General features: G+C 74.0%; 13 protein-coding genes and 1 pseudogene. 4 read left to right on the plus strand and 10 right to left on the minus strand.

Annotation, left to right across the window (positions count from 1 at the left end):
* Window positions 1–60: 60 nt before the first annotated feature.
* The 5 genes from ACZ5GH_RS25415 to ACZ5GH_RS25435 all read right to left on the minus strand — a co-directional run bounded on the left by ACZ5GH_RS25415 (window position 61) and on the right by ACZ5GH_RS25435 (window position 6875).
* On the minus strand, window positions 61–2208 hold the full coding sequence (locus tag ACZ5GH_RS25415; protein ID WP_464335318.1) for a 3-hydroxyacyl-CoA dehydrogenase NAD-binding domain-containing protein: 2148 nt from the start codon (window positions 2206–2208) through the stop codon (window positions 61–63).
* 2 nt (window positions 2209–2210) lie between these two features.
* Window positions 2211–3428: a thiolase family protein gene (locus tag ACZ5GH_RS25420; RefSeq protein ID WP_387757939.1), complete on the minus strand. Its 1218-nt coding sequence runs from the start codon at window positions 3426–3428 to the stop codon at window positions 2211–2213.
* Window positions 3429–3709: 281 nt separating this feature from the next.
* A complete protein-coding gene (locus tag ACZ5GH_RS25425; RefSeq protein WP_387757940.1) occupies window positions 3710–4957 on the minus strand; it encodes a ribonuclease D in 1248 nt (415 codons plus the stop codon).
* A 187-nt stretch (window positions 4958–5144) separates the two neighbouring features.
* A complete protein-coding gene (locus tag ACZ5GH_RS25430; RefSeq protein ID WP_387757942.1) occupies window positions 5145–5870 on the minus strand; it encodes a LuxR C-terminal-related transcriptional regulator in 726 nt (241 codons plus the stop codon).
* Window positions 5871–6212: 342 nt separating this feature from the next.
* Window positions 6213–6875 (minus strand): DUF3000 domain-containing protein, encoded by a 663-nt coding sequence (locus tag ACZ5GH_RS25435; protein WP_387757943.1) that lies wholly within the window; start codon window positions 6873–6875, stop codon window positions 6213–6215.
* A 146-nt stretch (window positions 6876–7021) separates the two neighbouring features.
* Here ACZ5GH_RS25435 and hemE point away from each other — a divergent pair, with 146 nt between their 5' ends.
* Window positions 7022–8125: a uroporphyrinogen decarboxylase gene (gene hemE / locus ACZ5GH_RS25440; protein ID WP_387757944.1), complete on the plus strand. Its 1104-nt coding sequence runs from the start codon at window positions 7022–7024 to the stop codon at window positions 8123–8125.
* A gap of 83 nt (window positions 8126–8208) precedes the next feature.
* Here the strand turns inward: hemE and ACZ5GH_RS25445 are convergent, their stop codons facing one another.
* Window positions 8209–8649, minus strand: a complete 441-nt coding sequence (locus ACZ5GH_RS25445) for a 2-thiouracil desulfurase family protein (RefSeq protein ID WP_464335319.1) — start codon at window positions 8647–8649, stop codon at window positions 8209–8211.
* Window positions 8650–8704: 55 nt separating this feature from the next.
* Between ACZ5GH_RS25445 and ACZ5GH_RS25450 the strand changes: the two genes are divergently transcribed.
* The 3 genes from ACZ5GH_RS25450 to hemQ are packed head-to-tail and all read left to right on the plus strand — an operon-like array spanning window position 8705 to window position 11482.
* A complete protein-coding gene (locus tag ACZ5GH_RS25450) occupies window positions 8705–9295 on the plus strand; it encodes a Uma2 family endonuclease (protein ID WP_464335320.1) in 591 nt (196 codons plus the stop codon).
* 34 nt (window positions 9296–9329) lie between these two features.
* The gene (gene hemG, locus ACZ5GH_RS25455; RefSeq protein WP_464335321.1) at window positions 9330–10760 is read left to right on the plus strand and encodes a protoporphyrinogen oxidase; all 1431 of its coding nucleotides are present in this window, start codon (window positions 9330–9332) and stop codon (window positions 10758–10760) included.
* The gene (gene hemQ, locus ACZ5GH_RS25460; protein WP_387757951.1) at window positions 10757–11482 is read left to right on the plus strand and encodes a hydrogen peroxide-dependent heme synthase; all 726 of its coding nucleotides are present in this window, start codon (window positions 10757–10759) and stop codon (window positions 11480–11482) included. Before hemG ends, hemQ begins: the two co-directional genes overlap by 4 nt.
* An 83-nt stretch (window positions 11483–11565) precedes the next feature.
* On the opposite strand, the gene ACZ5GH_RS25465 is transcribed toward hemQ, so the two are convergent.
* The 4 genes and pseudogenes from ACZ5GH_RS25465 to ACZ5GH_RS25480 form a co-directional block, all read right to left on the minus strand.
* On the minus strand, window positions 11566–12120 hold the full coding sequence (locus tag ACZ5GH_RS25465) for a hypothetical protein (protein WP_387757953.1): 555 nt from the start codon (window positions 12118–12120) through the stop codon (window positions 11566–11568).
* 69 nt (window positions 12121–12189) lie between these two features.
* Window positions 12190–12972: a TIGR04222 domain-containing membrane protein gene (locus ACZ5GH_RS25470; protein WP_464335322.1), complete on the minus strand. Its 783-nt coding sequence runs from the start codon at window positions 12970–12972 to the stop codon at window positions 12190–12192.
* A 126-nt stretch (window positions 12973–13098) separates the two neighbouring features.
* Window positions 13099–14160 (minus strand): TIGR04222 domain-containing membrane protein, encoded by a 1062-nt coding sequence (locus tag ACZ5GH_RS25475; protein WP_464335323.1) that lies wholly within the window; start codon window positions 14158–14160, stop codon window positions 13099–13101.
* A 31-nt stretch (window positions 14161–14191) separates the two neighbouring features.
* Window positions 14192–15534, minus strand: a pseudogene (locus tag ACZ5GH_RS25480) (MbnB/TglH/ChrH family RiPP precursor modification enzyme).
* Window positions 15535–15791: the final 257 nt, after the last annotated feature.

Genomic DNA, 15791 nt, shown 5'->3' on the forward strand with positions numbered 1-15791 from the left:
CGGGAGAGCCCCGGCGACCATGCGGTCACCGGGGCTCTCCCGTGTACGGGCGGGTGTGCCTTACGCGGGCACCGAGGCCACGCCGGGGGCGAGGAAGCGCTTGCCGTTCACCCGCTCCGAGACGCCCTCACGGTCCAGGTACGGGGTGATCCCGCCCAGGTGGAAGGGCCAGCCGGCACCGGTGATCATGCAGAGGTCGATGTCCTGCGCCTCGGCGACGACACCCTCCTCCAGCATCAGACCGATCTCCTGCGCGACGGCGTCCAGGGCGCGGGCGCGGACCTGCTCCTCGGTGAGCACCGAGTCGCCGAAGGTCAGCAGCTCCAGCACCTCGGGGTCGAGGACCTGCTGGCCGTCCGTCCAGGTGTAGAAGCCGCGCTTGCCGGCCTTGACCACCTTGGCGAGGTTCTCCGAGACGGTGAACCGCTCCGGGAAGGCGCCGTGCAGGGTCTCCGAGACGTGCAGGGCGATGGCCGGGCCGACCAGCTCCAGCAGCACGATCGGGGACATCGGCAGGCCGAGCGGCTCGACGGCCTTCTCGACGTCGGCGATCGGGGTGCCCTCGTCGATGATGCTCTGGATCTCGCCCATGAAGCGGGTCAGGATCCGGTTCACCACGAACGCCGGGCGGTCCTTGCAGAGGACCGAGGTCTTCTTCAGCTTCTTGGACACCGCGAAGGCGGTGGCCAGCGAGGCGTCGTCGGTCGAGTCGCCGCGGACGATCTCCAGCAGCGGCAGGATCGCGACCGGGTTGAAGAAGTGGAAGCCGACGACCCGCTCGGGGTGCATCAGCTTCGAGGCCATCTCGGTGACCGACAGCGAGGAGGTGTTGGTCGCCAGCACACAGGTCGGCGAGACGACGTCCTCCAGGTCCGCGAAGACGGCCTGCTTGACGCCCATCTCCTCGAACACGGCCTCGATGACGAAGTCCGCGTCGCCGAAGGCGGCGGCCTTGTCCAGCGAGCCGGAGACCAGGCCCTTGAGGCGGTTGGCCTTGTCCTTGCCGATCCGGCCCTTGCCGAGCAGCTTGTCGATCTCGGCGTGGACGTAGCCGACGCCCTTGTCGACGCGCTCCTGGTCGATGTCGGTGAGGACCACCGGCACCTCCAGACGGCGGGCGAACAGCAGCGCCAGCTGGGAGGCCATCAGACCGGCGCCGACGACGCCGACCTTGGTGACCGGGCGGGCCAGCGACTTGTCCGGCGCGCCGACCGGGCGCTTGGCCCGGCGCTGCACCAGGTTGAAGGCGTAGATGCCGCTGCGCAGCTCGCCGCTCATGATGAGGTCGGCCAGGGCCGCGTCCTCGGCGTCGAAGCCGGCCTGCAGGCCGGCCTTGTCCGCGAGGTCGAAGTCCTTGGCGGCGGCGATGATGTCCAGCGCCTTGTAGGCGGCCGGGGCGGCGCCGTGCACCTTGCCGTCGGCGACCATGCGGCCCCAGAGGACGGCGTCGTCCCAGGCCTTGCCGCGGTCGATCGCCTCGCGCTCGACGACGTGGTCGCCCTTGAGGACCTTGGCGGCCCACAGCAGCGACTGCTCCAGGAAGTCGGCCGGCTCGAAGATCGCGTCGGCGATCCCCAGCTCGAACACGTCCTTGCCCTTGAGCTGCTTGTTCTGGTTCATCGAGTTCTCGACGATGACCTTGACGGCCTTACCGGCACCGATCAGGTTCGGCAGGATGGTGCAGCCGCCCCAGCCGGGGACGAGGCCGAGGAAGACCTCGGGCAGCGAGAACGCCGGGACGCCCGCCGACACCGTGCGGTAGTCGCAGTGCAGGCCGACCTCGACGCCGCCGCCCATCGCCGCGCCGTTGTAGAAGGCGAAGGTGGGGACGGGCAGCGCGGCGATCCGCTTGAAGACCTCGTGGCCGCCCTTGCCGATGGCCAGCGCGTCCGCGTGCTGCTGGAGCACCTCGACGCCCTTGAGGTCGGCGCCGACCGCGAAGATGAACGGCTTGCCGGTGATCGCCGCACCGACGATCCTGCCCTCGGCGGCCTCGGCCTCGACCTGGTCCAGCGCCTCGTCCAGCTTGAGCAGCGAGCCCGGGCCGAAGGTGGTCGGCTTGGTGTGGTCGAAGCCGTTGTCCAGGGTGATCAGCGCCAGCCTGCCGGCCTGCAGCGGCAGGTCCAGGTGGCGGACGTGCGCGGTCGTGACGACCTCGCCCGGGAACAGCTCGGCGCCGCGCTGGAGCAGCTCAGTGGTGTTGCTCATCGTCACTTACCACCCTCGAAGTGGGGGTTCTCCCAGATGATGGTGCCGCCCATGCCGAAGCCGATGCACATCGTGGTGAGGCCGTAGCGGACGTCCGGGCGCTGCTCGAAGCGGCGGGCCAGCTGGTTCATCAGGCGCACGCCGGAGGAGGCCAGCGGGTGGCCGAAGGCGATCGCGCCGCCGTACGGGTTGACCCGCTCGTCGTCGTCCGCGATGCCGTAGTGGTCGAGGAAGGCCAGGACCTGGACGGCGAAGGCCTCGTTGACCTCGAACGCGCCGATGTCGTCGATGGTCAGACCGGCCTTGGCCAGCGCCTTCTCGGTGGCCGGCACCGGGCCGATGCCCATGACCTCGGGCTCGACGCCCGCGAAGGCGAAGGAGACCAGGCGCATCTTGACCGGGAGGCCGAGCTCCTCGGCGACGTCCTCGGCCGCCAGCAGCGAGGCGGTGGCACCGTCGTTCAGACCGGCCGAGTTGCCCGCGGTGATGTTGCCGTGCGGGCGGAACGGGGTCTTGAGGCCCGCCAGGCTCTCCATCGTGGTGCCCGGGCGCAGCGGCTCGTCCACGGTGGCCAGGCCCCAGCCGGTCTCGCCGACCTCGGGGTTGGTGTTGCGGATCGAGATCGGCACCAGGTCCGGCTGGATGTCGCCGTTGGCGTACGCCTTGGCGGCCTTCTCCTGCGAGCGCACGGCGTAGGCGTCGCAGCGCTCCTTGGTCAGGTGCGGGAAGCGGTCGTGCAGGTTCTCCGCGGTCATGCCCATGAACAGGGCGGACTCGTCGACCAGCTTCTCGGAGACGAAGCGCGGGTTCGGGTCGACGCCCTCGCCCATCGGGTGGCGGCCCATGTGCTCGACGCCGCCGGCCACGACCACGTCGTACGCGCCGAAGGCGATGCCGCCGGCGGTGGTGGTCACGGCGGTCAGCGCGCCGGCGCACATGCGGTCGATCGCGTAGCCGGGGACGGACTTCGGCAGGCCGGACAGCAGGGCGGCGGTGCGCCCGATGGTCAGACCCTGGTCGCCGATCTGCGTGGTGGCCGCGACGGCGACCTCGTCGATTCGCTCGACGGGCAGGTTCGGGTTACGGCGCACGAGCTCCCGGATGCACTTGACGACCAGGTCGTCGGCGCGCGTCTCGTGGTAGATGCCCTTCGGGCCGGCCTTGCCGAACGGGGTGCGGACGCCATCGACGAAGACGACGTCCCTCGCGGTACGAGGCACGGGGGCTCTCCTCCCAGGGACCAACATTTGAGGTGGGCGGGCTGCCGCCGTCGAAGACCCGAGCGGCGCCGCATCACGGCCATGCTACCCGCCGGTAACCAACCTGCCCAGGCCCCTCGGAGGGATCCGACCATGTGTCCCCGGACACGTTCCCGCCCCGTCCCACCAGCAGTGCCGTTCGCAGGGACGACGAAGGGGATGTCGCCCGTACGGACGACATCCCCTTCGTGCTGCTGCCGGGTCGGCCCGGACCGCGGCGGCCCCGCGCCGGACCCGGGTGGTCAGTCCTGGGTCGCGGCCGCGGCCGCGGCGAACGCGGCGGCCACCGCCGGCGCCACCAGGTCCACCTGCCACTGCCGGGCGCCGAGCCCGCGCAGCGCGGCGGCCACGCCCTCCGGGCCCGGGTCGGCCGGCGGCTGCCAGGAGACCCGCCGGACCAGGTCCGGGGTGATCAGGTTCTCGGCCGGCAGGTGGTACCGCTCGGCCAGCTCGCTGATCGCGCTGCGCGCGCCGGACAGCCGGGCGGCGGCCACCGGGTCCTTCTCGGCCCAGGCCCGCGGCGGCGGCGGTCCGTCGTGCGGCGCGGCGGCCGGCGGCAGCAGGTTCTCCGGGATCTCCCGGGCGCGCTGCACGGCCGCCAGCCACTGCTCCAGCTGGCGCCGGTGCACCCGCGGGCCGAAGCCCTGGACGGCCTGCAGGGCGGCGATGTTCAGCGGCATGGCCAGCGCGGCGTTGACGATCGCGGCGTCCGCGAGCACCCGGCCGGGGGAGACGTCGCGGTCCTGCGCCATCCGGTCGCGGACGAGCCACAGCTCGCGCACCACGGCCAGCTGACGGCGGCGGCGGATCTTGTGCAGCTGCGAGGTGCGGCGCCACGGGTCGGTGCGCGGGGCCGGGCGGGGCGCGGCGGCGATCGCGGCGAACTCCTCCAGCGCCCAGCCGAGCTTGCCCTGGGCGTCCAGCTCCTGTTCGAGTGCGTCGCGCAGCTCGACCAGCACCTCGACGTCCAGAGCGGCGTAGCGCAGCCACGGCTCGGGAAGCGGGCGGGTGGACCAGTCGACCGCGGAGTGCTCCTTGGCCAGGCTCAGGCCGAGCACGTTCTCGGTCATCGGCCCGAGGCCGACCCGGGCGAAGCCGGCGATCCGCCCGGCCAGCTCGGTGTCGAACAGCCGCCGGGGTCTCATGCCGACCTCGGCCAGGCAGGGCAGGTCCTGGGAGGCCGCGTGGACCACCCATTCGGCGTCCTCGACGGCCTTGCCGAGGGCGCTGAGGTCCGGGCAGGCGATCGGGTCGATCAGGGCGGAGCCGGAACCCGCGCGGCGCAACTGGATGAGGTAGGCGCGCTGCCCGTAGCGGTAGCCGGAGGCCCGTTCGGCGTCGACGGCCACCGGTCCGGTGCCCGCGGCGAAGGCCGCGACGACATCGGCCAGCGCCTGCTCGTCCGCCACCACGGGCGGGATCCCCTCCCTCGGCTCGAGGAGCGGGACCGGGGCTGCTTCTTCTGGGATGGCTGCTACGGCGTCGGTCACCCCCCAAGGGTACGACGGTCCTCGCGGCCGGGAGTGTTGTCGGACTGGTCAGACTGCCACTCGGCCGGGGGCACGCCCGCCCGTCCCGGCGGTGCGGCCCGCGTGTCGCGGGCGCCGGGGACAGCGCTGCGGCGGCCGAGGAGGAAACGTTCCTCCTCGGCCGCCGCAGCGGTCCGGAGCGTCCGGCTCAGTGGATGATGCCGGTGCGCAGCGCGACCGCGACCATGCCGGCGCGGTCGCCGGTGCCCAGCTTGCGGGCGATCCGGGCGAGGTGGCTCTTGACGGTGAGTGCCGACAGGCCCATCGCCACGCCGATCGCCTTGTTGGACTGCCCTTCGGCGACCAGTCGCAGCACCTCGACCTCGCGGCCGGAGAGTTCGCGGTAGGCGGCCTGTTGTGCGCCCGGCGCTCCGGGGGCTCCGGGGGCTCCGGGCGCGCCCGGAGCACCGGCCGCGCCCGGCATGCCCGGCATCCCGGGGCGGCGCATCCGGCCGGCCAGCCCGGCGGCGCCGAGCGGCAGGCCCGGGCGGCCCGTCATCGCGACGTTCGTCCGGGTGCCGGTCACCACGTATCCCTTGACGCCGCCGGCCAGCGCGCTGCGGACCGCGCCGATGTCGTCGGCGGCGGACAGCGCCAGGCCGTTGGGCCAGCCCGCGGCGCGGGTCTCGGCGAGGATGGTCAGCCCGGAGCCGTCCGGGAGGTGGACGTCGGCGACACAGATGTCACGAGGGGTGGAGACCCGGGGGCGGGCCTCGGCGATCGAGGACACCTCGATCACGTCCCGGACACCGAGTGCCCACAGGTGGCGGGTGACGGTGTTTCGGACGCGGGGATCGGCGATGACCACCATGGCGGTGGGCTTGGTCGGCCGGTAGGCGACCACGTTTGCGGGGTGCTCAAGAAGGACCGACACCAGGCCTCCTGCGGGGAGTGGCGGACGGAACCCCGATGGGGGCGGTCGGAGTGTTCCGCGTTCGGAAAGGGTCACAGTCTGCTTCGGCAGCAACCGCGCCCGGCTTTAGCGAAAGATCACGATCTAGTGAGTAACAATACGGACAAATCGCGCAAATGATTGATGCGACATGCCCGGTATTCGTACAAAATCGATCAGATTTGGTGCCGATTGGTCAGTATCGACCGATGAATTGACGCAGAGCGGGGTCCGAAGTCACACTCCGTCAGCCCCGGGGGCGTCCCGTCAGCCCTGGGGGTGGCGTCCGGCCGTCCGGGCGCCGTCCGGACCGCACGCCACCCGTCAGTGCGACCGGGGGCGTCGCCGGGCCGGCATCGGGACCACTCCACCGAGTGAAGGAACCTCGGCGGGCCCCTGCGGGGCCGGGGCGGCCGGCGGCAGTCCGGCGCTGATGCACAGCAGGTCCGCCCAGGCCGCCAGGTGCCGCTCGAAGCGGCCGTCGGCCGGGGTCCAGGAGGCCCGGATCTCGATCTCGGTCGACGACGGGCGGTCCGCCAGACCACCGAAGTACTGGGAGGCGGCCAGGGTCACCGTGCCGGACGGCTCCGCGTACCCGGCGCCGTGCGCCTGCAGGGCGTCCAGCAGCCAGGCCCAGCCGACCTCCGAGAGCATCGGGTCGCCGGCCATCTCCGGCTCCAGCTCCGCCCTGGTCATCGTGACCACCCGGAACTCCCCGTTCCAGGCCTCCTGTCCGGCCGGGTCGTACAGCAGCACCAGCCGGCCGTCCGCCAGCTCCTCGCCGTCCACCTCGACCGAGGCGGTCACCGCGAACGAGTACGGGGCCGGCCGGCGCGGGGCCGGCGCGGGGGAGAGCTGCACCTCGGGCCGCAGCCGCGCCCCGTCCAGGGCCGCCACGGCCGCCCGGAACTCGCTCGGCGCCCCCTCGCGACCCGCTCCGCCACCTGCTCCGCCACCCTGCGCGGGGTGCCCTCCGACCGCTGCCATGCCCCGAAGACTAGGTCGAAGCGCGGGGTTATCGCCGCAACTTCTCTCCCAGCGGCGTGCCGGAACGGCAAACCCGGACAGATCTTGGAGGAACCGACGAGACCGGCCGGGAAACCGGGCCCGGCACGCGTGCGAAGATTTGACGCGTGAGCGAGACTACGGCAGACACGACGGCGGCCACCCACGACGGCCCGACCACCCCCGCGCGCCGCGGCGCCGCGTACGACTCCGCGTTCCTGCGCGCCTGCCGGCACGAGCCCGTGCCGCACACCCCGGTGTGGTTCATGCGCCAGGCCGGCCGCTCGCTGCCCGAGTACCTGAAGGTCCGCGAGGGCATCCCCATGCTGGAGTCCTGCATGCGGCCCGAGCTGGTCAAGGAGATCACCCTGCAGCCGGTGCGCCGGCACAAGGTGGACGCGGCGATCTTCTTCAGCGACATCGTGGTGCCGCTCAAGGCCGTCGGCATCGACGTCGACATCAAGCCCGGCATCGGCCCGGTGATCGCCGACCCGATCCGCACCGCCGAGGACCTGAAGCGGCTGCGCCCGCTGGAGCCGGACGACGTCCCCTACATCACCGAGGCCGTCGGCCTGCTGGTGGACGAGCTCGGCGAGACCCCGCTGATCGGCTTCGCCGGGGCGCCCTACACGCTGGCCAGCTACCTGGTCGAGGGCGGCCCGTCCAAGAACCACGAGAACACCAAGGCCATGATGTACGGCCAGCCCGAGCTGTGGGCCGCCCTGGTGGACCGGCTCGCGGACATCACCTCGGCCTTCCTCAAGGTGCAGATCGAGGCCGGCGCCTCGGCGGTCCAGCTGTTCGACTCCTGGGTCGGCGCGCTCGCACCGGACGACTACCGCCGCTCGGTGATGCCGGCCAGCACCAAGGTCTTCGACGCCGTCGCCGGCTACGGCGTGCCGCGGATCCACTTCGGCGTCGGCACCGGCGAGCTGCTCGGCCTGATGGGCGCGGCCGGCGCGGACATCGTCGGCGTCGACTGGCGGGTGCCGCTCAACGTCGCCGCCGAGCGGGTCGGCCCGGGCAAGGGCCTGCAGGGCAACCTCGACCCGGCGGTGCTGTTCGCGCCCACCAAGGTCGTGGAGACCAAGGCCCGCGAGGTGCTGCACGCCGCCCAGGCGCTCGGCACCAGCGGCCACATCTTCAACCTCGGCCACGGCGTGCTGCCGTCCATGGACCCGGACGCGCTCAGCCGCCTGGTCGCCTTCGTCCACGAGGCCAGCGCGCGCTGACCTCCCGGTGGCGGGCCCCCGGGAGCCGGGGGCCGGCCACCAGGCCTGCCCTCGGACCCGCCTACGCGGGACGACGGCAGGCCCTATCCGGCCGCGACGTCGATCCCGGCCCGGCGCAGCAGCGCCGCCGTCACCCCGTCGCCGGGGCGCAGCTGCCCGGTGAACGTCCCGTCGTAGACCTGCCCGCAGCCGCAGGACGGGCTGCGCGCCATCAGCACTGCCCGCCGCGCCCCCGACTCCTCGGCGGCGGCCAGCGCCGCCCGGGCGCCGGCCAGGAACTCCTCGGTGCAGTCGGTGCCGGTGGCGTCCACCACCCGGGCCCGCCCGTCCAGCACGTCCGCGCCGTCCCCGCCCACGATCTCCGCCGGCGGCCGCGGCGTCGGCAGCCCGCCCGCCCCCTCCGGGCACACCACCACGGCCCGCCCCTCCCCGACCAGCCGCACGGCGCCGTCGGAGGTCTTCGCCCGCCCGTCGTACCGGCAGGGAATCCCGGCCAGACACGCGCTCACCACGATCGGTTCCACAGCACACAGATTAAGTGGAACCTCGCGGCGGTCTCGAACTCGCTATCTTGGCACTATGAGCGAGCTGCCGGACTGGATGTACGCGCCCAGAGACGAGGGCTGGTTTGCCGACGACCTCGACCACCTGCCGCAGGCACCGCGGCACACCGAACTGATCGACGGAGCCCTGGTCTTCATGATGTCGCCGCAGCGTTCGTTTCACGGCCGGGTCGTGCGAAATCTGACCGCTGCTCTGGAGTCGTTGCTGCCGGACGGGATGATGGTCGAGGACCAGATGACGGTCAAGCTCGACCGATGGAACCGGCCGGAGCCGGACGTGGTGGTTGCTTCGGCGGACTACGACGCGAACCGTACGTGGTTCGACGTGGCCGACGTGGTGCTCGTCGTCGAGGTCGTCTCGCCGGAGTCCGCACACCGCGACCGTACGGTCAAGGTCCGCAAGTACGCCGAGGCCGGGATCCCGCACTACTGGATCGTGGAGGAAGAAGAGGGCCTGCCGGTCGTGCACGCCTTCGAGCTGGAGACGGTGACCTCCTCCTACGCCCCGGCCGGGATCTTCCGCGGCAAGCTCGAACGCCCGGTGCCGTTCCCGATCACGATCGATCTGGACGGGCTGGTGCCGGGCGGCAGGCGTGCGGGGGATTGAGGGTTCGGCGTAAGGACCTGCGAGACTGCGGAGCATGTCGGATGCACAGGTCGTCGTCGTCGGTGGTGGGATCGCGGGGCTGGCTGCGGCCGCCTTCCTGAGTGGGGCGGCCGGGGGGCCGGCGCGGGCGCGGGTGACGGTGCTGGAGGCGTCCGCGCGGGTCGGCGGGAAGCTGTGGGGCGGTGAGGTCGGCGGGGTCCGGGTGGACCTCGGGGCCGAGTCGGTGCTGGCCCGGCGGCCGGAGGCGGTGGAGCTGGCGCGGGCGGTCGGGCTCGGCGAGGCGCTGGAGCCGCCGACCACCGCGAAGGCCGCGATCTGGACCCGCGGCGCGCTGCGGCCGCTGCCCGGCGGGCAGGTGATGGGCGTCCCCGGTGACCTGGCGGCGCTGGCCGCCTCCGGGGTGCTGACCGACGAAGGACTGGAGCGGGCCCGGCACGAGCAGGCCACCGAGGTCGGCGACGACGTCGCGATCGGCCGCTACGTCGCCGACCGGCTGGGCCAGGAGGTGGTGGACCGGCTGGTCGAGCCGCTGCTCGGCGGCGTCTACGCCGGCCGCGCCGACGAGATCTCGCTGCGTGCCGCCGTCCCGCAGCTGCTGTCGATCGCGCGCGGCGGCGGCTCGCTGGTCGAGGGGGTGCACGAGCTGGCCTCGCGGCCGAAGGTGGTCGGCACCCCGGTGTTCCAGGGCCTGCGCGGCGGCCTCGGCACCCTGCCCGGCGCGGTGGCCGCGGCCTGCGTCGAGGCGGGGGTGGACGTGCGCACCGACGCCCCGGTGGACGAGCTGCGCCGCACCCCCGGCGGCTGGCGGGTGGTGACCGGCGGCGAGGTGCTGCACGCGGACGCCGTGGTGCTGGCCGTCCCGGCCCCCGCCGCGGCCCGGCTGCTGCGCGAGGACGCCCCGGCGGCCGCCGCCGAGCTGGACGCCGTCGAGTACGCGGGCATGGCCCTGGTGACCCTCGCCTTCCGCCGCGCCGACCTGGCCGAACTCCCGAGCGGCAGCGGCTTCCTGGTGCCGCCGGTGGACGGGCGGCGGATCAAGGCCTCGACGTTCTCCTCCAACAAGTGGGGCTGGCTGGAGCGTTCCGCGCCGGACGCGTTCCTGCTGCGCACCTCGCTGGGCCGGTACCGCGAGGAGGAGGCGCTGGGGCTGGCGGACGAGGAGCTGGTGGCCCGCTCGCTGGCGGACCTGGAGGAGGCGGTCGGGCTGACCGCCAGGCCGTACGACACCTTCGTCTCCCGCTTCTCGGCCGGTCTGCCGCAGTACCCGGTGGGGCACCTGGACCGGGTGGCCCGGGTGCGGGCGGCGGCCGGACGGGTGGGCGCGCTGGCGCTGTGCGGCGCCGCGTACGACGGGGTGGGCATCCCGGCGTGCATCGGTTCGGCGGCGGCCGCCGCCGCGGCCGTCGACAGACTGTTGACCCCGGCGACCGGGGAAGGTTCCACGGAGAGGACAATGGGCGCATGACTGAGAGCGTTGAGCGGGAGCCGGAGCAGCGGCCCGAGAAGAAGAAGGCGCGCGACCTGAACCAGGTCATCCGCTACACCATGTGGTCGGTGTTCAAGCTCAAGGGCGCCCTGCCCGAGGACCGCACCGCGCTGGCCGCCGAGGTGGACGAGCTGTTCGCCCAGCTGGACGCCAAGGACGTGACCGTGCGCGGCACGTACGACGTCTCCGGTCTGCGCGCGGACGCCGACATCCTGGTCTGGTGGCACGCCGCCGACTCGGACGACCTCCAGGAGGCGTACAACCGCTTCCGCCGCACCGGCCTGGGCCGGCTGCTGGAGCCGGTCTGGTCGAACATGGCGCTGCACCGCCCGGCCGAGTTCAACAAGTCGCACATCCCGGCCTTCCTGGCCGACGAGCGCCCGCGCGACTACGTCTGCGTGTACCCGTTCGTCCGCTCCTACGAGTGGTACCTGCTGCCGGACGAGGAGCGGCGCGCGATGCTCGCCGAGCACGGCATGATGGCGCGAGGCTACCCGGACGTGCGGGCCAACACGGTGGCCTCGTTCGCGCTCGGCGACTACGAGTGGCTGCTCGCCTTCGAGGCGGACGAGCTGCACCGGATCGTCGACCTGATGCGCGACCTGCGCCCGTCGCGGGCCCGGCTGCACGTCCGCGAGGAGGTGCCGTTCTTCACCGGCCGCCGCAAGCCGGTCGGCGAGCTGCTGAACGGCCTGGTCTGAGCGGACCCGCGGTTCCCGGAGGCCGGTTCCCCTGGTGGGGAGCCGGCCTCCGGCGTTCCCCGGGGCCGCTGTCGGACAGGGCCCTACGGGCGCGGCCCGGCGAACTCGCGCAGCACGGCGGTGTAGTAGTCGCCGAGGTCGACCCGGGTGACGTCGGCGAAGCGGACCTTCGTCGGCTCCGGGTGCCAGCGCGCCTCGGGGTCGACCTCGTGCAGCCGCAGCGAGGCGGGGCGCAGCGCGGTGACCGTACCGACCCGGCAGACGTCGGGGTCGCGGTGCTCGGTGTGCAGGGCGATCAGGCCGTACTCGGCGCAGGCGGCGGTGAGCAGGCCAGGCAGGTCGTCCAGCGGCAGGTCGGCGCCGGGCGGGTGGGCCGGCCACAGGCCGCGGCGGCGCAGCGCCCGTACGGTCAGGCCCTCCGGGCCGCCGCGGTCGCGGACCGTGCGCAGGTCGGCGGTGCGGACGGCGGTCCAGCCGTCGAGACGGTGGTCGGTGCAGACGGCGAGCAGGGTCCAGACCGGGCCGGTGCCGAGGACGAAGCCCTCCAGCCGGTCCGCGCCGGGGATGGCGCGGCGCAGCCGGACGAGCCGCCCCTCGGCGCGGGCGCGGTCGAGCACGTCGTGGTCACCCTGGTCCATGGGCGGAAGTCTGCCCTGGTCGGCGGGGTGGCGCAGCCGCCTTTCGCGGGACGTCTCCTGCGGGCGGGCTCAGGTCCGGTGCGGGCGCAGGGCGGCGCGGAGCCGGGCGTCGGGCAGGACGGCCGGGCCCTTCATGGCGACGGCGGTGAGCAGCTCGCGCTCCTCGTCGTCGGCCAGGCCGCGCTGGCGGGCCGGGCGGACCTCGCGCAGCACCTCCTGGCCGATCGGGGAGGCCCAGCGGGTGTACGGGTAGACGTCGACCCGGGCCATCAGCAGGGTGCCCGAGGTGAGCACCAGCGGCAGTGAGAACCAGGCGAGCGGGGCGAGGGTGTCACCGCCGGTGAGGCCACCCAAGGCCAGCGAGGCGGCCAGCAGGACCAGCCCCAGCAGCAGTGCGTGCCGGACCTGCCGGATCACCACCACGGTGTTGCGCTGCACCAGGGCCGGGGTGGCCAGGCCCGCCAGGGCGAGCCGGGCGCCGATCTCCAGCACGGTGGGGTGCTCGGCCATCGCCCGGCGCAGCTCGTCGGTCCGGCACTGGCCCTCGGAGCCGACGGTGGCGATGACCGCCCGCTCCAGGCGGCTGCGGCCCTTGGGGTCGACCACGGTGGTCCACCCGGTGTGCGCCAGGTGGAGCCGGCCGCGGCCGGCCATCAGGACGAGGGCGAGTTCGACCACCCGGTCCGGGCCGCCGGCCAGGTAGGCGGTCTCGTAGAGGCCGATGCCGACGGCTTCGGGGGGCCGCAGACCGCTCTGGTCGGTGAGGGCGTCGGCGGTGGCGGTCATCCGGACCAGTCGGAGGCAGGACAGGACCGCCGCGACACAGGCCGGTATGAGGAACAGCAACCACATGGGCTTGTTGTATGCCTGCGTCGACGGCGCGCGGAACGCCTTCCCGGTCCGCGATACCGAACTGTGACGTCCGGCGGTGGCGTCGGAGGTGCGCGGAACCGGGCCGCCGAGCGCCCCCGGCCGGCCTCAGGAGCCGCAGCCGCCGCCGCAGCTGGAACCGCAGCTGGAGGAGGACGAGGAGCCACAGCTGGAGGAGCTGGACCCGCAGCTGGAGGAGGACGAGGAGCCACAGCTCGACGAGGACGACCCGCCGCTGGACGACCCGCAGCCGGAGTGGGAGGAGCCGGAGTCGGAGGAGCCGCACCAGGAGGCGGAGGAGCACGAGGAGCCCGACGACGAGGACGACGACGAGGACGAGGACGACGCGGAGGCGTTCGCGGTGACCGCCTGCCGTGCGGCCTCCTCCTCGGCCGACGCGGCCAGCATCGCGGCCTCCAGCTCCGGGTTCTCCAACCCGGCGGCGGCCAGGCCGCCGAGCGCGAGCGCGCCCAGCAGCGCGCCGCCGGCCAGCCGGGGCGGCATCCCGGAGTTGGGCGTCCACGGGCGGCCCTGCATCAGGGAGAGCTGGCGCCGCCCGGCCGGGGTGATCCGGCCCTTGACCGGCGGGGTGGCGAGCAGCGAGACGAAGCCCCCGGCCAGCAGGAGGCCCGGAACCCAGAGGTTCGGGCGCTCGTGGCCGGCGGCGCCGTCGTCGAGCAGCAGGGCGGCCGCCGCCGAGGCCACCACGACGAGCATCGCGAGCCAGAGCAGCCGGCGGGCGGTGCGGGCCCGCCGCAGCCGCTCGGGGCGGCGCAGCAGGCCGCGGTCGGCGAGCCGGTCGCCGATCTCCTGGACGGCGGCGGAGCGCATCACCGTGCGCCGCAGCGGGCCGAGTTGGCGGCTCCCGGTCGGGCCGACGGCGTCCTGGACGGCCTGGTCGACGGCGTCGTACGGCTTGCCGCCGGTGAGCGTGACCAGGCCGGAGCGGCTGATCACGACCTGCTCGGCCAGGTGCATCCGGACCAGGGCCGTGTCGACCACCCGCCCGGGCCCGCCGGACAGGAACGCGGTGTCGAGCAGTGGCAGGCCGCGGCCGGGCAGGCCCTTGGCGTACCGGACCCGGCCGATGCGCTGCCGGGTCTGGGCGGCGTACAGGGCGGCGGCCACCAGCAGGGCGGCCGGGACGATGAAGTAGTCGTTGTGCCACATGGGCGGTTTCCCCCGGGATGGTGACGGTTGGTCAGGGTGCGGTGGCGCCGTGGCCGCCGGTGGCCGGCTGCCGGCGCAGGGCCCGGCGCAGGCGCGCGAGCGGGCCCGGCGGTCGTGCCGGTGCCGGGCGGAGCCACTGCTCCAGGGCCCGGCGGTGGTCGGCGGCGAGCGGGCCGCCGTCGGTGAGCGCCCACTGCGCGAAGGCCCGGGCGTCGGCGCGGTAGCCGCCGGTCTGCGGGTGGGAGCGGGCGTAGCCGAGGAAGAGCGGCCCGTACCGCGCCCCGAGCAGGCGGCGCAGGTCCGGGGCCACCTTGGCGGTGGTGTCCCGCCGCTTGGCGGCCAGGCCGGTGGACTGGGCGCGGACCTGGCGCTCGTCGAAGCCGGGCGGGACGGGCCCGCCGGCCACCAGGGCGGCCAGCAGCTCCTCCTGGCGCCGGGCCAGGCGCCGCCGGGCGGCGGCGGTGTCCTGCTCGGCGGCGGGGGCCCGGTCGGCGTCCCGCCGTGCCGGTGTCGTCAGGTCGCTCATCGCGGGGTGCTCCCCTCCAGCACCCGGCGGATGGCGTCCAGTTCACCGGCCAGCTCGCTGGGCGGCGGGAAGTTGGCGTCCCGCTCCAGCAGCACCCCGGGCGGGGCGACCCGCGCGCAGAGTTCGGCCAGCACCTCCAGCACCGGTTCGGTGACGGGGTGGGCGTGGGTGTCGTGCCAGACGCCGTCGACCAGGGTGCCGCCCGCGACATGGACGTAGGCGAGCGCCTCCAGCGGCAGGCGGTCGAGCTCGGCGGCCGGGTCGATGCCGAGGTTGACCCGGTTGGTGTGCAGGTTGGCGACGTCGATCAGCAGCCGGACACCGGTGCGCTCGACCAGTTCGGCGAGGAACTGGCCCTCGGTGAACTCGTCGTCCGGCCAGGCGAGCTGCGCGGCGACGTTCTCCAGGGCGAGCGGCACCGGGAGGTGGTCCTGGGCGATCCGGACGTTCTCGGCGATCACCCGCAGCGAGTCCCGGGTGCGGGGGACGGGCAGCAGGTGGCCCGCCTCCAGGCCGCCGGCCCGGACGAACGCCAGGTGCTCGGTGACCAGCGGGGAGCCGAGCGCCAGCGCGGCCCCGGCGAGCCGCTCGAGGCGGCCGGGGTCGGGCAGGTCGGCGCCGCCGAGGCCGAGGCCGACGCCGTGCGGGACGACGGTGACGCCGCGTTCGCGCAGCACGGTCAGGGAGTCGGGCAGGTGGTCGGCGCAGATGTTCTCGGCGACCACCTCGACCCAGTCCAGGCCGGGCTGGCGTTCGACCACGGTGTCGATCTCGCCGCGCCAGCCGAGGCCGACGCCCAGTCGGGACGGCGTTTCGCGGCCGGCGGCCGCTCGGGGCGCGCCGTTCACGGGCACGGCGGCGGAGCCGGGCAGTTCCAGGGCAGGGGAAGTCATCGGTTCGCCCCCTTCTGAGGGCCGGGTGGGAGGGCCGTCGACCGGTGCGGGCGTCGTCGCCGGAACCGCGCGGCCGTGCTGCTGAGAATGTCCCCGGGCGGGGTGGCTGCCAAGCCTCACCCGGTCTTCTCAGAGCATTATTTGAGCATGTCGGCCCGGGGGTGAGGGACTTTGGTCCCGAGCCCGGGTCGTCCGCGCAGGTGGGGCGCCCT

The organism is Kitasatospora sp. Xyl93 (assembly GCF_055383135.1).